The sequence below is a fragment of the Chryseobacterium paridis genome (assembly GCF_016595215.1).
Lineage (GTDB): Bacteria > Bacteroidota > Bacteroidia > Flavobacteriales > Weeksellaceae > Chryseobacterium > Chryseobacterium paridis.
The window spans coordinates 223,577-241,659 of sequence record NZ_JAENHK010000005.1; the positions used below are offsets into that span (position 1 = coordinate 223,577).

The window sequence follows — 18,083 nt, forward strand, 5'->3', positions numbered from 1 at the left end:
ATGAAAAAACTCTCCATAATTTCCCTTGGTATATTAGCATCCGTTCAATTTGCAAATGCACAGGTTATTTCTTCTAAAAAATGGTCGGATATATTTTCCTACAACAATGTGATCGTCATGAAAGAAGATCAGGGAAAAATAATTGCGGCAGCAGAAAACGGACTTTTTTATTATACGATTTCAACGGGTGAAATTACGAAGTTGTCTAAAGCAAATGGTCTGCATGAAGTAGGCATCACTGCTTTCGATTATAATCCACAAAATAAAATCGGATTAGTAGGATATCAAAATGGCTCTTTAGATGTCGTAACTCCTGATGGGGTTACGTACATAGTTGATATTCCAATTGCTACTGGCTATAACGGGAGTAAAAAAATCAATCATATTTCTATTACAGGAGACAAAGCTGTCATTTCAGTAGGTTATGGTGTATCAATTTTTGATCTGAAGAAAAAAGAATTTAATGATTCTGCATTCTTTCTTTCCGGAGTCTATCAGGCAAGTAACGAAGCAACTATTGTCAATAACAAAGTATATTCTGTGACTGATACTGGATTAAAAAGTCATGAATTGAATACTACTTTCCCAGTATACTCCACATGGACTACCGAAATGCCAGGTGCATTTACGCAAATCGCTTCAGAACCTGTACTTAGCTTTTCATCTGCTACTACTGCCTATGTTTATAACAATGGGGTAGCTACTCCCCTTTCCCAAACATTTGGAAAGGTAAAGGATCTTGTTGTGAATTCAAATAGTATTATTGTAACTGATCAAGCTAGAATCTATTCATTTAATACTAATGGAACTTTTACTGGTGCTGTAAGCCTTGGTGAAGAATGCAATACAGCAATGACTGTGGGTGGTAAAATGTATGGTGGAACAATCTTATCTGGAATTAAGAATGAAGCCAACAATACTTTTAAACCAGATGGTCCTTACTTTAATAACGCTTATAAGATTAATTTATATGGCGAAAACCAACTTTTAGTGTCATCAGGGGGTAGAGATGCCAGATTTAATGGCCCCTTAGCCAACCCTAAAAATCCAAGCTTCTATTATTTCAATGGAATGCAATGGATTTATCCTTCTTATTTCATAGGTAAAACCCAAGCCTTTAATATCTTGGATGCTGTTGCCAATCCAAGTAGTCCAGATGAAGTATATGCTACAAATTATACTTTCGGTGGACAAGGTATTTATAAAATGAAATATAATGCCAATAGTAAAGATTTCGACTTTACAAAATATTATGATTTAGCAGCACCCAATGCTTATGTACGTCGTCCGGTTGGCTTAACCTATGACGATCAAAATAATCTTATTGCTACGATTGCCTTTATGGATACTGGCTCTATAGCAATAGCCCCTTATGATAAAGCAGCCGATAATTTCATTGTAAAAGATCTTGGAATCTTAAGTAATGGAATTCAAAAAGCTTTATACTATGAAAATCTATTATGGGTTCCAATGCCTAGAACTAATAATTTTTTGGTGTATGATTATAAAAAAACACCTACAAATGTATCTGACGACACTGTATATCTTTTAAATCAATCAAGTGGATTCGCAGCCAACTCAAATGGGACAGTTTCTGTAGCAATTGATAAAGCAGGCGACGCATGGATAGGTTCCGATTCGGGGTTGCGTATATTATCTAATGCTGTTTCTGCTATCAAAGAACCCAATCCATCTGTAAAACCAATCATTATTGAACAAAATAATCTTGGAGAAGAACTTTTCCGTGATTCACAAATCTTACAGATAGAAGTTGATGCAGGAGATTACAAATGGATATCTATAGATGGAGGTGGCGTGTATTATATGTCCTCAGATGGACAACGAACGATAAAACACTTCACAAAAGAAAATTCGCCATTGCCTACTAATAGTATCACAGATATTAAAGTGGATAGAAAAACAGGAAAAGTATATTTTGTCACTTATAATGGTATTGTTACTTATCAGGGCGATGTCGCTGATGTAACATCCAATTTTGGAAATGTATTAGTATATCCGAATCCTGTGGTTTATTCTAATTTCAAAGGTAAGGTTACTATTAAAGGTCTGGCTGAGAAAACAAATATTAGAATTGCTGATGTAGCTGGGAATGTTGTTCATTCAGCAGTGGCAAGAGGTGGATATTATGAATGGGACCTCAATAACCAGCGAGGCGCAAGAGTAGCTTCTGGAATTTATTTTGTATTGATGACCAATGAAGATGGCTCTGATAAAGCTACTGCAAAAATAGCCGTGGTTAATTAATGAATTCACAAAAAGGATTTTTACTTTCATTTATAAAATATGGAGAAAATGATGCTGTTTTGCATTGTTTTACTGAGGAAGATGGCTTCCAGACCTATTTCTTAAAAGGAATTTATTCTAAAAGGAATAAGAAAAAGGCATTGCTTTTACCTTTAAATCAATTGAATTTCTCCATTACAGAAGGGAAAAGCAATGGTATACAATCCATTTCAAAATTTGAACTGGTAAAAAACAATGATATCTATACGGACATCAGAGTCAATACGGTCATATTTTTCATTTCAGATTTTCTAAATCAGGTTTTAAGGAATGAAAGTAATAATTCAAATTTATTTTTAAGCATTGAGCAGTTTATTGAGGAGCTATCTCTAAAAAACTACCAATCTCATTTAGTTTTTCTCATTACAATTTTAAAAATACAGGGTGTGGCTCCTTTGATTAATGGTGATCTGTATTTAGATCCTGAAACCGGAACCTTTTCTTCCGCACAGATCCATCAGTTATTTAACAATGAAATATCAGCTTTCTGGAAATCTATTCTATCTTCCCAAAATCCTTATGAAATAAAAATTCATTCTTCTTTAAGAAAAGATTTTCTTGATAGCATTTTGGTTTATTATCACTATCATATTACGGATTTTAAAATACCAACTTCTTTGGAGGTTATTCAGCAGATATTTGAATAAAAGGCAAAATTGCGAAATTGCGAAATCGCGGAATTGCTTTATACTTGTTGTCATTAGCAGTATTTGTCTTTTGTTTGATGTGAAATCGTGAAATCGATGAAATGTGAAATCGCCTTCTACTCACTGTTACTAGGAGCATTTACCGTTTGTTTGATGTGAAATTGTGAAATCGATGAACTGTGAAATCGCCTTCTATTCGTTTTCACTAAGAGCATTTGCCGTTTTGCGATTTTGCCTTTTCGCCATTCTGCTAAACAATTTTACGGTTCATCGATTTTGCGATTTCACCATTTAACACCTACTCTTTCACATCCTCAGGTTTCTCCGTTTCTGATTCAGCAATTTCTTTTTTCGGAAATTTGGGTTGAAGTATCTTTGAAATTAATCCTGTCCAACCTGTTTGATGGGATGCTCCTACTCCACGTCCACTATCCCCGTGGAAGTATTCATAAAATAAGACATAGTCTTTAAAATCAGGATCTGTTTGAAATCTCGGATATTGTCCATTCACCGGTCGGTTTCCTTTCTCATCCTTTAAAAATATTTTCGCAAGCCTCCTGCTGAGAGCATCAGCAATCTGTTCCAGATTAGAATAATTTCCACTTCCCGTAGGATATTCTATCATAAAATCGGGACTATAATAAAAGAAAAAACTCTGCAAGCTTTCGATAATTAGAAAATTTATTGGAAACCAAATAGGGCCTCTCCAATTGCTATTTCCTCCAAAAAGTCCACTATCACTTTCGGCGGGGGTATATTTTACAGTGTAATCTATTCCATTAAGATTGATCGTGTAGGGGTTTTGTTCATACACCTTGGACAACGCACGAACTCCGTATTCACTCAAGAACTCATTAGGGTCAAGCATTCTGTAAAGCAACCTTTTTAAACGATGTCCTCTCAGGAGAGACAGTAAATGTTTTGAATCCTTTCCCTTAACTTCCCAATGTGAAACCAGGGCTGCCAATTCCGGTTTATTTTCAAGTACCCAATACATTCTCTTTTTAAAATTAGGTAACTTTTCAATCACCTCATCATCTATTACCTCAACAGCAAACATTGGAATCAACCCAACAATCGTACGTAATTTCATGTACATATGATTTCCATCACTGGAAGCAATAGCATCATAGAAGAATTCATCTTCCTCATCCCACAATCCAAAATTTTCATCTCCCATATTATCCAATGAGTGGGCAATCGACAGGAAGTGCTCAAAAAACTTCATCGCCATTTCTTCATACACGGGATTATACAAGGCTAATTCCAGGGCAATCCTCATCATATTCAAGGCAAACATCGCCATCCAACTTGTTCCATCTGCCTGCTCCAACTGCTCACCATTAGGGAGTGTGCTGTTTCTATCGAAGACTCCTATATTATCAAGTCCCAGAAATCCACCTTCAAAAATGTTATTCCCATTCTTATCCTTTTTATTGACCCACCAGGTAAAATTCATTAATAATTTCTGAAAGGCACTTTCCAAAAACTGCAGATCAGGTTTACCTTTAAGATATTCATCAATTTTAAAGACCTTAAAAGTTGCCCATGCATGTACCGGAGGATTTACATCACTGAAGTCCCATTCATATGCAGGAAGTTGTCCATTGGGATGCATATACCATTCAAAAAGAAAAAGTTTTAGCTGGTATTTTGCAAAATCCGGATCAATTAGAGAAAAGCTGATCGCATGAAAAGCAAGATCCCAAGTTGCATACCAAGGATACTCCCATTTATCAGGCATAGAAATGATATGCTCATTATTGAGGTGCTTCCAATCGTAATTCCTTATTTCTTGTCTTGACTTTGGAGGTCTCACTTCGCCTGGATCTCCCTTAAGCCATTTTTGTACATTGTAATGATAGTACATTTTATTCCAAAGCAACCCTGCAAATGCTTGTCTTTGAATCAATTTTTCATCGTCAGATTGGATACCTTCCTGAATTTCATCATAAAATTCATCTGACTCTTTTTTCTTTTTTCCAAAAATTTCTTCAAAACCATTAAATGGCTCATCTAACTCTTTGTCAGAAATCCTAAATTCAAAAGTTTTTGTTTCTAAGGGTTTAAAATCCTCATCTATATAGAAGGAAGCTTTTGTCCCAACATCATTAGGGTTTACTGCTGATGAATTGTGATTGATGACAAAATCATTGATTCCGTCTTTACAATATCTTGAAATACTGGGAGAATAATATAATTTTTCATTATTCGTTTCATTATCACAAAACAAAGTTTTTACCGATTGCTTTGAATACACAATTTTGACATCAAGATCTTTATGCTGAACTTTTATAGAAGTAGCTTCTTCCGAACTTAATTGTGGTTTATAATCGTCATATCCCCAATTCCATGTGTTTCTAAACCAAAGGGTGGGTAATATGATAAGCGAAGTTTCTTTTTCAGATTTATTAGTAATAGTTAGTTTTACTAAAATATCATTCTGGCTCTCTTTGGCATATTCTATAAAAATATCAAAATACTCATTTTGGTCAAAAATACCGGTATCAATTAATTCGTATTCAGCCTCGTTTTTATTTCTTTCAGCGTTAGTTTTTAACAAGTCTTCGTATGGAAATGCATTTTGAGGATATTTATACAGCATTTTCATATAAGAATGAGTCGGTGTAGAATCCAGATAATAAAAATACTCTTTCACATCTTCACCATGATTTCCCTGTCCATTAGTCAGACCGAAGAAACGCTCCTTTACCATCTTATCCTTTTTATTCCAAAACCCTACAGAGAATACCAATTTCTGCCAATCATCACAGATCCCACAAATTCCCTCTTCACCCCAACGATAGGTCTTCGCTTCAGCAGTATCGTGAGTGGTATAATTCCATGCATCTCCATTCGCGCTGTAATCTTCACGCACAAGCCCCCATTCCCGGTTGCTTACATAGGGACCCCATTTTTTCCATGTTACATCTGAAAGTCTTTGTTTTTCCGTCATCCTGATAGATTATAAATAATAAGTGATCAATGAGAATTTATGTACTTAATCAAAAGCAAATATCTAATATCTGAACAGTTTTATCCGCCAGTAGAAAAGCTTTCAAAGGTGGTCATTCCACCATCTACGAAGACACTTGTTCCTGTTATATAATCAGCTAAATCACTTGCTAAAAATGCTGCTAAATTTCCGATATCTTCCGGTTGCCCTATTCTATTGTAAGGGATAAGATTAAGCAAACTGCTTAAAGCTTCGGGAGTACTCCATGCATCTTTATTAATAGGAGTCTGAATTGCTCCCGGACAAATAGAATTAACCCGGATCTTATCTGCTCCATGCTCCTGGGCTAATGTCTGCATCAACATTCTAATCGCTCCTTTACTGGATGCATAATTAGCATGACCTGCCCACGGAATAATTTCGTGAACAGAACTGATATGAATGATCTTTCCACAAGCTTTTGAACGGGAAAGGTCAATTCCTCGGCGTAAGAATTCTTTTATTGCTTCTCTGGCGCAAAGAAATTGTCCGGTTAAATTCACCCCAATCACAGCATTCCATTGATCGATGGTCATTTCTGTGAACTTAGAATCCTTTTGAATACCTGCATTATTAATCAAAATATCTACAGTTCCGAATTGTGACACCACATCCTGAAACATGGCTACGACCTGATCTTCTTTAGAGACATCGCATTGATAGGTAATTCCCTGACCTCCCGCATCAGTAATTTCTTTTAAAACTGCTTTTGCTTCATCGGTAGATCTTTCCGAAGAGTGATTGACAATTATTGTAGCTCCTGCTGAAGCAAGAGATTTGGCAATTCCGGTACCTATTCCACTTGATGCTCCCGTAACGACAGCCACCTGATTATGAAGTGATATTTCCATATTTATTATTTGATGTTACTCAAAGTTAGTGGAAAGAATCAGGCTAATGAAGAGATTTTATTTTAAATTTTTCTTAAAGTTTTTTATACATGAGACGTTGTGGTCCACTACGCCCTATTCTGGTTTTACCATCAAAGATGTATCCTACTTTTATATACAGTTCATACGCTGAATTATTGTTCTCATTTACTGCCAAAACAATTTCATCACATTCCTTAAAGTTTTCTCTGATAAAATCATCTACCTGAATCATGGCAGCTTTACCTATTCCTTTTCCCTGAAATTGTGGATTGATAGACAGCGATCTTAATAAAACAGAATGTGGATTATCAGTTAGTTCAAACTTATCATCTCCAAAATCCAAAGCAAAATAACCTGCTGGCATATCGTCTTCAAAAATCGTTATTGAAAACCCTTTACCGTCATTCCGCTCTTTAATTCTGTTGATTGCAAACTCAGCCGTTGATGTGTACTGCGATTGAATATCATCCAGGCTATAATTGACATCAGAAAAATCTTCCGGCTTAAAAAACTGTAGACTAACCATATTTTAATGATGATAAATATCGTTATACATTACTCCTGCACGAATTTCTACAGGGAGCTTATTTTCTTCAGGAACGATTGGGCAATTGTAATCGTAGGCATTGTATGCACAGTAAGGTTGGTAGGATTGATTAAAGTCTAAAACAATTGTATCGCCTTTGGATATTTTCAAATCCATATATTTTCCGCCTCCATAGGTTTCTTTTTCATTGGTCAAATCACGAAATGGAAGGAAAAGATAATCCTTATATTTTTCTTGCTTCATTAGATCCAGGCTTTGGTACAATGTCAAAGAATACGGCTTACCATCTAATTCAAAATTAGCCTTTCCATATTCCCTGTATTGTTTCGTTTTTCCAGAAGAAGTAGGTATTTCAAAAGGCTCTGCATTTTCTGTTTTAATCAGTTTCGCAGTAACTCTATATTTCAGATCAATTGGAAAGAAAGGATGCTTTTTGAAATTCTTAAAGTTATCTCCTCTTAACGGAGTCTCTTTAGGATTTAAGTATTCTGCATTAAGGTCTTTCTGAAATTTTTTTATTTCTGCTGTTTCCTTTGTAACTGCTTTTTGAGAAAAGGCAAATAAAGGAAGAACCAAAAACAACAAAAAGTATCTTTTCATAAATTCATTTTATTAAAGATTAAAATTACAATAAAAAACGCCATCGGTTTTAAATAAAAATTATAATTTTTTGTGTTTTTCTAGCATAGTTTTTGGAAAATAACAGACATGAATAGAAAAGAGTTCATCAAGATCACCCTCCTTGGAATATCAAGTTTTTATTTTTTAAGCAATAACCTTGTGTATGGCTCCCAAGCGAAAATCAATAAAGTACAGGAAATCGTTGATGCTCCAATTATTATTGTTGGTTCAGGATATGGTGGCGCTGTATCAGCTCTTCGTTTATGTGAAGCCGGAAAGAAGGTATTGATTCTTGAAATGGGTCTTAATTGGGAAAAATCTGGAATTCCATTTTCCAATTTATTGAAACCCGGGAAAAGTGCCGCCTGGTTAAAAAAGAAAACGATAGCCCCTTTTATGAATCTTTTTTCTTTACAACCTTTCACCGGAGCGTTGGATCGGTTGGATTTTGAGCATATTAATATCTGGGTCGGAAGAGGAGTTGGAGGCGGATCAATTGTTAATGGGGGAATGGCAGTCACACCCAAAGAGAGCTATTTTAAAGAAATTTTCCCTCAATTAGATGCTGAAAAATTTTATAATTTCTATTTTCCGTTGGCAAGAAAAGAATTGAAAGTCAATGTCATTAATGAACAGTTCCTACATGATTGTCCTTATTATAAATTTACACGAGTGGGCGAAGAAGAGGCTCATAAAGCAGGTTTTAAAACCATTCGGGTTCCGAATGTCTATGATTTTAATTACATGGAAAAGGAATTTAAAAATGAAGTCCCAAGGTCTGCTCTTAATACGGAGGTTATTTATGGAAATAATCATGGTAAAAACAGTCTGGATAAAACCTATCTGAAAAAAGCATTAGACACCGGAAATCTTGAAATCTTAGATCTTCATTGTGTTGATTCCATCCAAATGAATGAAGACAAAAGTTACACACTACAGGTTAACCAGATCAATACTTCCGGGGAAACCATTGCAGAGAAAGTTTTTCACTGTAAAAAATTAATATTATCAGCAGGAACGATGGGCACTTTATACCTTTTAATGAAATCCAATGCAAAAAATGGATTTCCACTTGAAAAAAATGTTGGGGAAAATTGGGGAAATAATGGAAACTTTATGACTGGTCGAAACTGGGTAAGACCTTTATCTGGAGGTACGGGGGTGCAACAATCCACCATTCCAGTAGGTGGGGTGGATAATTGGGACGATAAAGAACATCCTTTTTTCGCAGAGATTGCACCACTTCCCATGGGGATGGATGTTGCTACTGCTCTGTATTTATTAATCAACAGAGTCGATAAAAAGGGAAAAGTATCTTATAATACTGCAACTCAAAAATTGACCATTGATTGGAATGAAAATCACACAGAAAAAATGAGAGCCAATGCAGATTATTTTATCAAAAAAATGAACAGAGCAAATGGGGGTACAAGAAGTCATTTCCTTTTTAAAAATGGTTTCGGTCCTAATATTTGTTATCATCCCTTAGGAGGATGCGTATTGGGTGAAGCGACCAATCCATATGGAAAATTAAATAATCACGAAAACCTTTTCGTATTAGACGGCTCTCTAATTCCCGGAACTATTGGAGTAAACCCTTTCGTCACTATCGTGGCAATTACTGAATATTGTATCGAGAATTTAATCCGGCAGAATGAGTTTGCTTAATTATTGTCCTTTTATCTCAAGAAGGTATTTTCTTACTTTATTTTCAAGTCCTAAAGGATAATCAATACTCAATTTTCCGGCAAGATCAATACCTATTTCATGAACCAGATCAGCACATACGAATAATGCCTTCCAGTTTTCTTCAATATCACTTCCGGAAAATGTAGCCTCAACTTTCTTCCATAATTCAGGAGACAAGTATTTTTTGAAAAGTCTTCCGTGTTTATTGGTAGTGATATTATTCCATCCATGCTCACTTGCAATATACCATTCCAGCAAAGGAACCAGATAGTCTGTTCTGATAACATCTTCGGTCATAAATTTGGTGTAGAAAATTTCGTCACGTTTAAGACATTTCGCTACATAAGTCGTATCCCACCAAAAATCATTGATCAGCTGCTGAAATCTTTCTGGTGTTGGTTGCTGAATCATAATAGATTGATAGGTTGGATCTTTTAAGTCTTTTGTCAATCCATCTTTATCAATCAAAACTTTATAACCTACATCCCAATCCTCCGGAAGAGTCTCTTCTTCAACTTCTTTTATAAATTCAGATTTTTGATAAAGTTTAAAATCTACTTTTACATGATCTTCATATAAAACCATTTTCATTGCATGTAAGCCATCAAAAAACGTTTCATCTTCTTCCACCATTGAAATAGGATTTCCAAAAAGATCAATCCACTTTTTATCAGAGACGTAAGATTCTAAATTTTCAAAAACAAGCTCAACATCCAGATCACTAAAATCATCTACCGGAGCATACGGGTTCACCAATGAACTGGTAAGCAAAACCACACGGATATCAGGGTTCCTTTCAGCCCAGCTTATAATCTGTTGTAATTTTTCTTCTCTTGCTTTCATAATTATTATTCTGAGATTTTCACTCTGTAAACATCCATAGAATTTCTTTTAATAGATTCTACAAAAAAACCTCCCTCTTCAGGAATCACTTCTTTGAGATCAAAACTTTTGCAACCTTTTGGTAAACCCGAAAATATAAGAGTGAACCAAAAATCCCTCATAAACGGAACAGGAGTCCAATCCGGAAATATTGTAATATTTTCAGCATGAATCAATTTACTTTGGTGTTCTGAGCTATTATCAAAAAGGTATGTGGTGTTCCAGATCCTGATCAAATTTCCAAGAAAAGGAGATGCAGGAAAACAGCAATGCACAATAACCTGTTTCTCCTCTTCAACTTTCGTTTTAAGAGATGCCAGAAGTTCTTTAGCAATAATAGGTTTTACAATTATTTCTTCCACAACTTTTTTGAATGATGAGTAGTTAGTAATATATAAAAGAATACAAATTTATTTAAATTTATGTTGATATGGATATTTTAAATGGATTATGATTATGTTAAGTAATAAAATATTTAGGTAATGATTGCTCGTTTTACTATTCTCCCATCTATTTTTTTATTTTTAAAAATTCTGTATTATATAATAGCTCACAAAATATTAAAAACAAAAAATCCACAAAAATAAATTTCTGGATTAGTTTATACTTAGTTGTACACAAGTGAGACACTCGCACCAGCTACAGTATGAAAGCATTTAAAATAAGTGTAGTAATCTTTTTATAATTATTACTATTCCTATCATTATGAAAATTATACCTCCCGCGTATATTTTAAATCTAGCACTCGAATAATAAGATTTAATAGGTTCTGTCTTTCTTGCTGTTGACCATATAAAATATATTCCAACTAAAATTGCTATTATACCATATAATATATTTAACATAGTTTACCTTTTGGTTCTTTTTTACTTGCTACTTCTTGTGGTTTGTTTTTTAGTTAATAACCTCCTACAAATTTATTTAAATGTAAGTTGATATGGGTATTTTGAATGTAGCATAATTGTGTAAAGGATTTTTAATTTAATTGAAAAAGCCAACTTATGTAAGTTGGCCTATCTTTATAAGTTAAAAGTTACAAATTTTGTGTGGCAAGAATTCTTTCAAAGAAGAGATTTACATCCAAAATCTCTTATCTCTTATCTCTTATCTAAACTAATACTCCAATTCCAGTTTCTCCTTCGTATAATTTCTCAACTTTTCTGTAAGTTCCGGATGATCTGCCAGTTTTTGTCCATAGGAAGGGATCATTTCCAATAATTTGTCTTTCCACTCCCCATGAAGTTTTTCTCCAAAACACTTCTCCAGAACATTTAGCATTGCATAGGCTGCAGTAGATGCTCCTGGTGAAGCTCCTAGCAGAGAAGCTATCGTTCCACTTTTATTCACAACTACTTCGGTTCCGAATTCCAGCTTACCCCCTTCTTTTTCATCTTTTTTAATAATCTGAACCCTCTGTCCCGCTATTTTCAACTCCCAGTCGGCTTCATTGGCATCTTTGACAAATTCTCTCAAATGTTGCATTCTCTGAGCTTTGGTCATTGCCACTTGTTGGATCAGATACTTCGTTAGAGGAATATTATGCCACCACGCACCAAATAGAGATCTGATATTTTTGGTATTTACACTTTCCGGAAGATCGAGATAACTTCCTTCTTTTAAAAACTTGGTTGAAAACCCCGCAAAAGGACCAAAAAGAAGCGCTTTCTTTCCATCTATGATTCTTAAATCCAAATGTGGAACAGACATTGGCGGAGCATCTACAGTCGCTTGTGTATATACTTTTGCCTGATGTTTCTCGACCAATTCAGGATTATGAGTAACTAGCCATTCTCCTGAAACAGGAAAGCCCCCATAACCGGCACTTTCTTTAATATCTGAACTATCTAATAATGGAAGAGCATAACCACCGGCACCAATGAATACAAAATCAGCAACTACTTCCTGTTTATGACTATGAATTCTGTCTTTCACTTTCATTTCCCATTGCCCGTTTTCTCTTGGATCGATATCTTTCACTTCATGATATAAGAATACTTCAACATTTGAGTCTTCCAAAAGATGTCTCCCCATTTTTCTTGTCAGGCTTCCAAAATTCACATCGGTTCCGAGATCCATCTTGGTGGCTGCCATTACTTCAGACTGATTTCTTTTACTCATTACCAAAGGAATCCATTCTTTCAACTTTTCATGATCGGTGGAAAATTCCATCCCGGAGAATAAGACAGATTCTTTCATGGCATCATGTCGTTTTCTAAGATATTCGGCATCTTTATCACCAAATACCAGACTCATATGAGGACATGAATTGATAAAATCTTTTGGGTCTTTTATATAGCCTTTCTGGAGCAGGTAAGACCAAAACTGTTTTGAAATTTCAAATTGTTCTGCAATACTTTCAGCTTTTGAAATATCGATCGTTCCATCTTCTTTTTCCGGTGTATAATTTAATTCGCAAAAAGCTGAATGCCCTGTTCCCGCATTATTCCAGGCTGCTGTACTTTCTTTGGCAAATCTGCCGAGCCTTTCGAAGATTGCGATCTCAAGATTAGGATCAAATTCATGAAGTAATGTAGCTAAAGTGGCGCTCATGATACCACCTCCTATGAGAACAACGTCATATTTTGGTTTTGGAGTTCTGCTTGTAAGCGAATGTGACATATACGTTAAATTTAGTACTAATTTCGTGAAAAGTTTTAAAAGCAGAAACGTGTTTTAGTATTTTAACATAAACTTATTAAGAATATTTAATCTGTCTCTGCGTGAGAAAAAAGATAACATGTAATCTCAAATTTTATATTGAATGTAGATGTATTCATCAACACATTATGAAATGCTACATACACTTTATAATGTGTTGATGAAAATCTATTTTATAATACCTAGAGTTTTAACCAATTCCCTTGCGGCGGCACTTCCTGCTCTGTTCGCTCCTATGGTAGAAGCTGAGGGCCCATAGCCTACCAGATGAATTCTCGGTTCTTTTGAAACTTCGGTTGCCAATCTTCCAGACATGATAATCCCACCGCCTTCTTCTTTAGGCAAAACGGCATCTAAATGGGAAAGGGACCATCTGAATCCCGTATTCCAAAGAATTACATCGGCTTTTTCTTGCCTTCCATCCTCCCATTTAACGCCCTCTTCAGTGATTTCGCTAAACATTGGATATCGTTTAAGAACACCTCTTTTTTCCATATCTTTAATTTCATCAGTAACAGGTAAGCCCGTTACTGAAACTACAGAGGTAGGCAATAATCCACTTCTCACCCGTTTATCAACCATGGCAACCGCCAAACTCCCCGCCATATCATCAAATGGCCCTTCCCGGAATTCCGGAGGTCTTCGGGTAACCCAGGTAGTGGTGGTTACTTTTGAAATCTGATCAAGCAATTGAATGGCTGAAATACCACCACCAACAATGATCACATGTTTTCCTTTGAAATATTCAACGTTTTTAAAATCCCGGGTATGCAGTTGTTCACCCTTAAAAAGCTGGGCACCCGGATATTCCGGAATGTAAGGATTTTCCCAGGTTCCTGTAGCATTGATAATACCTAATGCAGAAAACGCAACAGATGATGTATCAATGTAAAACCGGTTTTCATGCAAGCTAACTTTCTCAACTTTCACCGGTCGATAGACCTGCAATCCGAACTCTTTCTCATATAAATCATAGTAGTGCGGAACGGCAACATTGGCCCGCACCTCAGTCTCATCTCCCTGGACCGTTTCTTCAAAGGACATTCCTGGTAAATCATGAATGCGGTTGACCGTACCTAATGTCAATGAATCCCATCTTGACTGCCAAGCACCACCTGCAGAAGGTGCACTATCCAGAATAATAAAATCGGGACCAATTTCCAATCCCATTTTTTTGAGATGATATGCAGTAGAAAGTCCTGCCTGCCCTGCTCCGATAATTGCAATTTTTGTTTTATACCTAATTTTTCCAGCCATTTCACTTTTTTAACGCCAACCCAGTTCAGGAGCAACATATTTCAAAATAGATTCAAGTACATGTACATTGTAATCAACCCCCAATGTATTAGGAATTGTCAACAATACAGTATCTGCTTCCTGAATCGCTTCGTCCTGGGCTAATTCTTTAATGAGTTGTTCTGGTTCTGCAGCATAACTTCTTCCGAAAACAGCACGTTGATTACCTTCTAAAACACCTATTTTATCGGTTCTATCAACTTCCTGTCCGAAATAATACCTGTCCTGATCATTAACTATGGCAAAAATAGATCGGCTAACAGAAACTCTTGGCGCTCGTGTATGTCCTGCTTTTTTATAAGCTTCTTTATAAAGGCGGATTTGTTCAGCTTGCTGAACATGGAAAGGTTTTCCACTTTCATCAAATTTTAAAGTGGAACTCTGCAAATTCATACCAACTTCTCCTGCCCAGACTGCAGTAGCATCTGATGCAGATCCCCACCAAATACGGTCACGTAGCCCTTCGGAATGTGGTTCTATCCTCAATAATCCGGGTGGATTGGGAAACATCGGATTGGGATTAGGTCGTGCAAAACCTTCTCCTTTTAACAAATCATAAAACTCTAAGCCTTTAAGACGTCCCATATCTATATCTGTTTGCCCTTCCTCCAAATCATATCCGAAGTATCTCCAGCCATCAATCACCTGTTCAGGTGAACCTCTACTAATTCCTAATTGTAACCGACCTTCGGAAATCAAATCTGCAGCGCCAGCATCCTCTACCATATATAGAGGATTTTCATAACGCATATCAATTACGCCTGTTCCTATTTCAATTTTTTTGGTTTTGGCACCAATCGCTGCCAACAAAGGAAACGGTGAAGCTAACTGGTTAGCGAAATGATGCACCCGAAAGTACGCCCCATCCACTCCTATTTCTTCTGCAGCTACTGCTAAGTCTATAGATTGTAATAGAGTATCACCCGCTGTTTTATTGTCATATGAAGGATGATTTCCCCAATGTCCGAACGATAAAAATCCTATCTTTTTCATGTATCTAAATTACAAAATGTAATCTCGTGGAGTATTATCATATGGTAATTTCGAACTGAAATTAAAAGCAACATCCAACAAAAAACATCAGCAAATTTGCTGATGTTTATATTTTAATGTATTATTTTCAAGTTGTTCTAATTCAGCTTTGCTGTCAATTTTTTGAATTGTTTCTCAGCATTTTTTCCTTCATATAAAATGGCATAGATCGTATCTACAATCGGAAGTTTAAGGTTTTTCTGTTTAGCTGTTTTATAAATAGAATCAGCCGCATAATATCCTTCTGCCACCATATTCATTGACTGAATAGCAGATTTTACAGTATATCCTTTTCCAATAAGGTTTCCTAAACTTCTGTTTCTCGAGAATAGAGAATAAGCAGTTACCAATAAATCCCCCAGATAGGCACTTTCGTTGACATCCCTTGGAGCTTCGTAAATAGCTTCAAGGAAAGTTTCCATTTCACGGATTGCATTAGATACAAACACAGCTGTAAAGTTATCTCCATAACCTAACCCGCTTGCAATTCCGGCTCCGATGGCAAAAATATTTTTAAGAATAGCACTATACTCATTTCCAAGGATATCTTTGCTGGAGTGTACTTTGATAAAATCTGAATTGAAAACATCTAATAATTTCTGCGACACCTCATCCTCTACAGTTGCCACAGTAAGGTAAGAAAGTCTTTCCATTGCTACTTCTTCAGCGTGGCAAGGTCCTGCAATAACTGCCTGATTTCTAAATCCAATCTGGAACTCATCTCTCAGATAATGAGCTACTACATCATTTACTTTAGGAATAATCCCTTTAATGGCCGAAACAAAGATTTTATCTTTATAATCGCAGGTCATTTTATCTAATGTATCTGAAAGATAAATAGACGGAGTCGCCAGTACGACAATATCACATGCTGAAACCAGTTCATTAATATCCGTGGTCAGCTTCAAATTTTTAAGATTAAAATTAACTGCCGTTAAATAGGTAGGATTGTGTCCGCGAAGCTCAATAGCTCCTTTTACAAACTCACTTCGTACACACCAATGTACTACTTTGCAGTTTTCAACAAGCATTTTTACGATCGCAGTTGCAAAACTTCCACTTCCTACAACCCCTACGGAAACCTCATGTTTACTCTTTTTCGGATTTGAAGATTCTGAAATTGTTTTCTTTTTCGCCATAATTGAAATGTGAACTGCAAATATATTAAAACAAAAAATGAAGTGCTCTTTTGAAAGCATGATAAAACCCAATTTTTTGAAAAAATTAACATTTTCATACAATTAAATATCTAAATCGCCGTTTATTACAGAAATAAGTAAATTTTAATTAAAAATAATTCACAAAACCAATTTTTAATTAAATTTGCAGGCTTAATACCGTTTTTAATTCTAAGAGAAAGAAATATGAAGAAATTTCTAAGCAGCAAAAAAAAGGTAAACATCCTCATTGGAGGACTTTTGCTGGTAGTTTTTGCTCAAGGTATTTTCATAGCTAAGTTATCTTCTGAAAGAGATGACAAAACCTATGAAGTAAACCTTGTAAAAATAAACACTGAGAAAGACAGTGTAGATTACTTAAAAATGAAAACAGATCTTACTTTAGTAGATCAAACCGTTGCGCAGCTCAACTCATTCCTAAAATCAAAAGATGTTCCGAGTGAAAAGCTGATGTTCTTAAGCAAAGACAGTATTTCTAATTCTGTCTATCTGGCTAAACAAGCCAACCGATACAGTCAATATTTGATGGATTTACAGGAAAAACTAATGCAAGTTCCATTGGGAATGCCTACAGATGGCTATATTTCATCCAATTTTGGAATCAGAAAAAATCCTATCCCTTTTAAAACGGTATATGCATCTGTAAGAACAACCAGAGAAGCTAAGCCGGCTATTGCCTCTGCTCCAAAACCAGAAGTAAAAGCTGAGCCCGTTGAAAAAACAATTGAATTGACCGACAGCTATGGGAATAAAAGAGAGGTAAAAGTAATGGTTACTCCAAAAGCGACCAACACAGCTTCTGCTCCCGCTCCTGCAAATAGTTCTACAAAATCTGTAGCAACCACTGTCTCTTCTAAAACGGCTCCGGTTGAAAGAAATAACCCACCCGCTGAAGCGGATCAGATGCAGTTTCATAAAGGACTTGATATTGCTGTTGCTTATGGCTCCGATGTAAGAGCTTCCGCTGCCGGAACGATTATTTTTTCGGGACAAAAAGGAGGGTATGGAAATTGTGTGATCGTTTCTCATGGAAATGGTCTGGCAACATTATATGGACACTTATCTGAATTGCTTGCAAAAGTGAATGACAAAGTAAAAGTAGGTCAGGTAATTGCGCGATCAGGAAATTCCGGACGCTCTACCGGTCCTCACCTTCATTATGAAGTACACAAAAACAATACACCGGTCAACCCGAAATTGTTTATGAATTTATAAAAAACGGCTGCCAGATGGCAGCCGTTTTTATTGTTTTATTAAAAACTTATACTCCGTTTAGATTAGAAAGAGATCTGCGTAATCTGCTAAATCTGCGAGAGTTTTTACGCGCAAAGATTTATCTTATATCATTTCAATTTAAGTAAG

The 18,083-nt window shown here is 35.8% G+C and carries 14 protein-coding genes; 4 read left to right on the plus strand and 10 right to left on the minus strand.

The window, feature by feature from the left end; genetic code table 11:
• Window positions 1-2,265 carry a type IX secretion system anionic LPS delivery protein PorZ gene (gene porZ / locus JHL15_RS06075; RefSeq protein WP_200244225.1) on the plus strand — a complete coding sequence of 755 codons (2,265 nt, stop codon included), beginning with the start codon at window positions 1-3 and terminating at the stop codon, window positions 2,263-2,265.
• Window positions 2,265-2,951: a DNA repair protein RecO gene (gene recO, locus JHL15_RS06080; protein ID WP_200244226.1), complete on the plus strand. Its 687-nt coding sequence runs from the start codon at window positions 2,265-2,267 to the stop codon at window positions 2,949-2,951. Before porZ ends, recO begins: the two co-directional genes overlap by 1 nt.
• Window positions 2,952-3,249: 298 nt before the next feature.
• Here recO and JHL15_RS06085 read toward each other — a convergent pair whose 3' ends face one another.
• The 4 genes from JHL15_RS06085 to JHL15_RS06100 form a co-directional block, all read right to left on the minus strand.
• The gene (locus tag JHL15_RS06085; protein ID WP_200244227.1) at window positions 3,250-5,907 is read right to left on the minus strand and encodes an MGH1-like glycoside hydrolase domain-containing protein; all 2,658 of its coding nucleotides are present in this window, start codon (window positions 5,905-5,907) and stop codon (window positions 3,250-3,252) included.
• 80 nt (window positions 5,908-5,987) lie between these two features.
• Window positions 5,988-6,797, minus strand: a complete 810-nt coding sequence (locus JHL15_RS06090) for a glucose 1-dehydrogenase (RefSeq protein WP_200244228.1) — start codon at window positions 6,795-6,797, stop codon at window positions 5,988-5,990.
• Window positions 6,798-6,870: 73 nt separating this feature from the next.
• Complete coding sequence (locus JHL15_RS06095; RefSeq protein ID WP_200244229.1) at window positions 6,871-7,344, minus strand: GNAT family N-acetyltransferase; 474 nt, start codon at window positions 7,342-7,344, stop codon at window positions 6,871-6,873.
• 3 nt (window positions 7,345-7,347) lie between these two features.
• On the minus strand, window positions 7,348-7,965 hold the full coding sequence (locus tag JHL15_RS06100) for a DUF1684 domain-containing protein (RefSeq protein WP_200244230.1): 618 nt from the start codon (window positions 7,963-7,965) through the stop codon (window positions 7,348-7,350).
• A gap of 108 nt (window positions 7,966-8,073) precedes the next feature.
• Here JHL15_RS06100 and JHL15_RS06105 point away from each other — a divergent pair, with 108 nt between their 5' ends.
• A complete protein-coding gene (locus tag JHL15_RS06105) occupies window positions 8,074-9,654 on the plus strand; it encodes a GMC family oxidoreductase N-terminal domain-containing protein (protein WP_200244231.1) in 1,581 nt (526 codons plus the stop codon).
• Here JHL15_RS06105 and JHL15_RS06110 read toward each other — a convergent pair whose 3' ends face one another.
• The 6 genes from JHL15_RS06110 to JHL15_RS06135 all read right to left on the minus strand — a co-directional run bounded on the left by JHL15_RS06110 (window position 9,655) and on the right by JHL15_RS06135 (window position 16,682).
• Window positions 9,655-10,518: an AadS family aminoglycoside 6-adenylyltransferase gene (locus JHL15_RS06110; protein WP_200244232.1), complete on the minus strand. Its 864-nt coding sequence runs from the start codon at window positions 10,516-10,518 to the stop codon at window positions 9,655-9,657.
• A gap of 5 nt (window positions 10,519-10,523) precedes the next feature.
• A complete protein-coding gene (locus JHL15_RS06115; RefSeq protein WP_200244234.1) occupies window positions 10,524-10,919 on the minus strand; it encodes a hypothetical protein in 396 nt (131 codons plus the stop codon).
• A gap of 751 nt (window positions 10,920-11,670) precedes the next feature.
• A complete protein-coding gene (mqo, locus tag JHL15_RS06120; protein ID WP_262895619.1) occupies window positions 11,671-13,221 on the minus strand; it encodes a malate dehydrogenase (quinone) in 1,551 nt (516 codons plus the stop codon).
• A 162-nt stretch (window positions 13,222-13,383) separates the two neighbouring features.
• A complete protein-coding gene (locus JHL15_RS06125; protein WP_200244236.1) occupies window positions 13,384-14,472 on the minus strand; it encodes an NAD(P)-binding domain-containing protein in 1,089 nt (362 codons plus the stop codon).
• A gap of 9 nt (window positions 14,473-14,481) precedes the next feature.
• Window positions 14,482-15,504 carry an LLM class flavin-dependent oxidoreductase gene (locus JHL15_RS06130; RefSeq protein ID WP_200244237.1) on the minus strand — a complete coding sequence of 341 codons (1,023 nt, stop codon included), beginning with the start codon at window positions 15,502-15,504 and terminating at the stop codon, window positions 14,482-14,484.
• Window positions 15,505-15,641: 137 nt separating this feature from the next.
• The gene (locus JHL15_RS06135; protein WP_200244238.1) at window positions 15,642-16,682 is read right to left on the minus strand and encodes an NAD(P)H-dependent glycerol-3-phosphate dehydrogenase; all 1,041 of its coding nucleotides are present in this window, start codon (window positions 16,680-16,682) and stop codon (window positions 15,642-15,644) included.
• Between the two features lie 225 nt (window positions 16,683-16,907).
• On the opposite strand from JHL15_RS06135, the gene JHL15_RS06140 reads away from it, so the two are divergent.
• Window positions 16,908-17,936: a M23 family metallopeptidase gene (locus JHL15_RS06140; RefSeq protein WP_200244239.1), complete on the plus strand. Its 1,029-nt coding sequence runs from the start codon at window positions 16,908-16,910 to the stop codon at window positions 17,934-17,936.
• Window positions 17,937-18,083 lie beyond the last annotated feature (147 nt).

Bases quoted from the DNA above. Each gene is read 5' to 3' on its own strand.
- porZ (WP_200244225.1), top strand. From the start codon at position 1: ATGAAAAAACTCTCCATAATTTCCCTTGGTATATTAGCATCCGTTCAA.
- recO (WP_200244226.1), top strand. From the start codon at position 2,265: ATGAATTCACAAAAAGGATTTTTACTTTCATTTATAAAATATGGAGAA.
- JHL15_RS06085 (WP_200244227.1), bottom strand. From the start codon at position 5,907: ATGACGGAAAAACAAAGACTTTCAGATGTAACATGGAAAAAATGGGGT.
- JHL15_RS06090 (WP_200244228.1), bottom strand. From the start codon at position 6,797: ATGGAAATATCACTTCATAATCAGGTGGCTGTCGTTACGGGAGCATCA.
- JHL15_RS06095 (WP_200244229.1), bottom strand. From the start codon at position 7,344: ATGGTTAGTCTACAGTTTTTTAAGCCGGAAGATTTTTCTGATGTCAAT.
- JHL15_RS06100 (WP_200244230.1), bottom strand. From the start codon at position 7,965: ATGAAAAGATACTTTTTGTTGTTTTTGGTTCTTCCTTTATTTGCCTTT.
- JHL15_RS06105 (WP_200244231.1), top strand. From the start codon at position 8,074: ATGAATAGAAAAGAGTTCATCAAGATCACCCTCCTTGGAATATCAAGT.
- JHL15_RS06110 (WP_200244232.1), bottom strand. From the start codon at position 10,518: ATGAAAGCAAGAGAAGAAAAATTACAACAGATTATAAGCTGGGCTGAA.
- JHL15_RS06125 (WP_200244236.1), bottom strand. From the start codon at position 14,472: ATGGCTGGAAAAATTAGGTATAAAACAAAAATTGCAATTATCGGAGCA.
- JHL15_RS06130 (WP_200244237.1), bottom strand. From the start codon at position 15,504: ATGAAAAAGATAGGATTTTTATCGTTCGGACATTGGGGAAATCATCCT.
- JHL15_RS06135 (WP_200244238.1), bottom strand. From the start codon at position 16,682: ATGGCGAAAAAGAAAACAATTTCAGAATCTTCAAATCCGAAAAAGAGT.
- JHL15_RS06140 (WP_200244239.1), top strand. From the start codon at position 16,908: ATGAAGAAATTTCTAAGCAGCAAAAAAAAGGTAAACATCCTCATTGGA.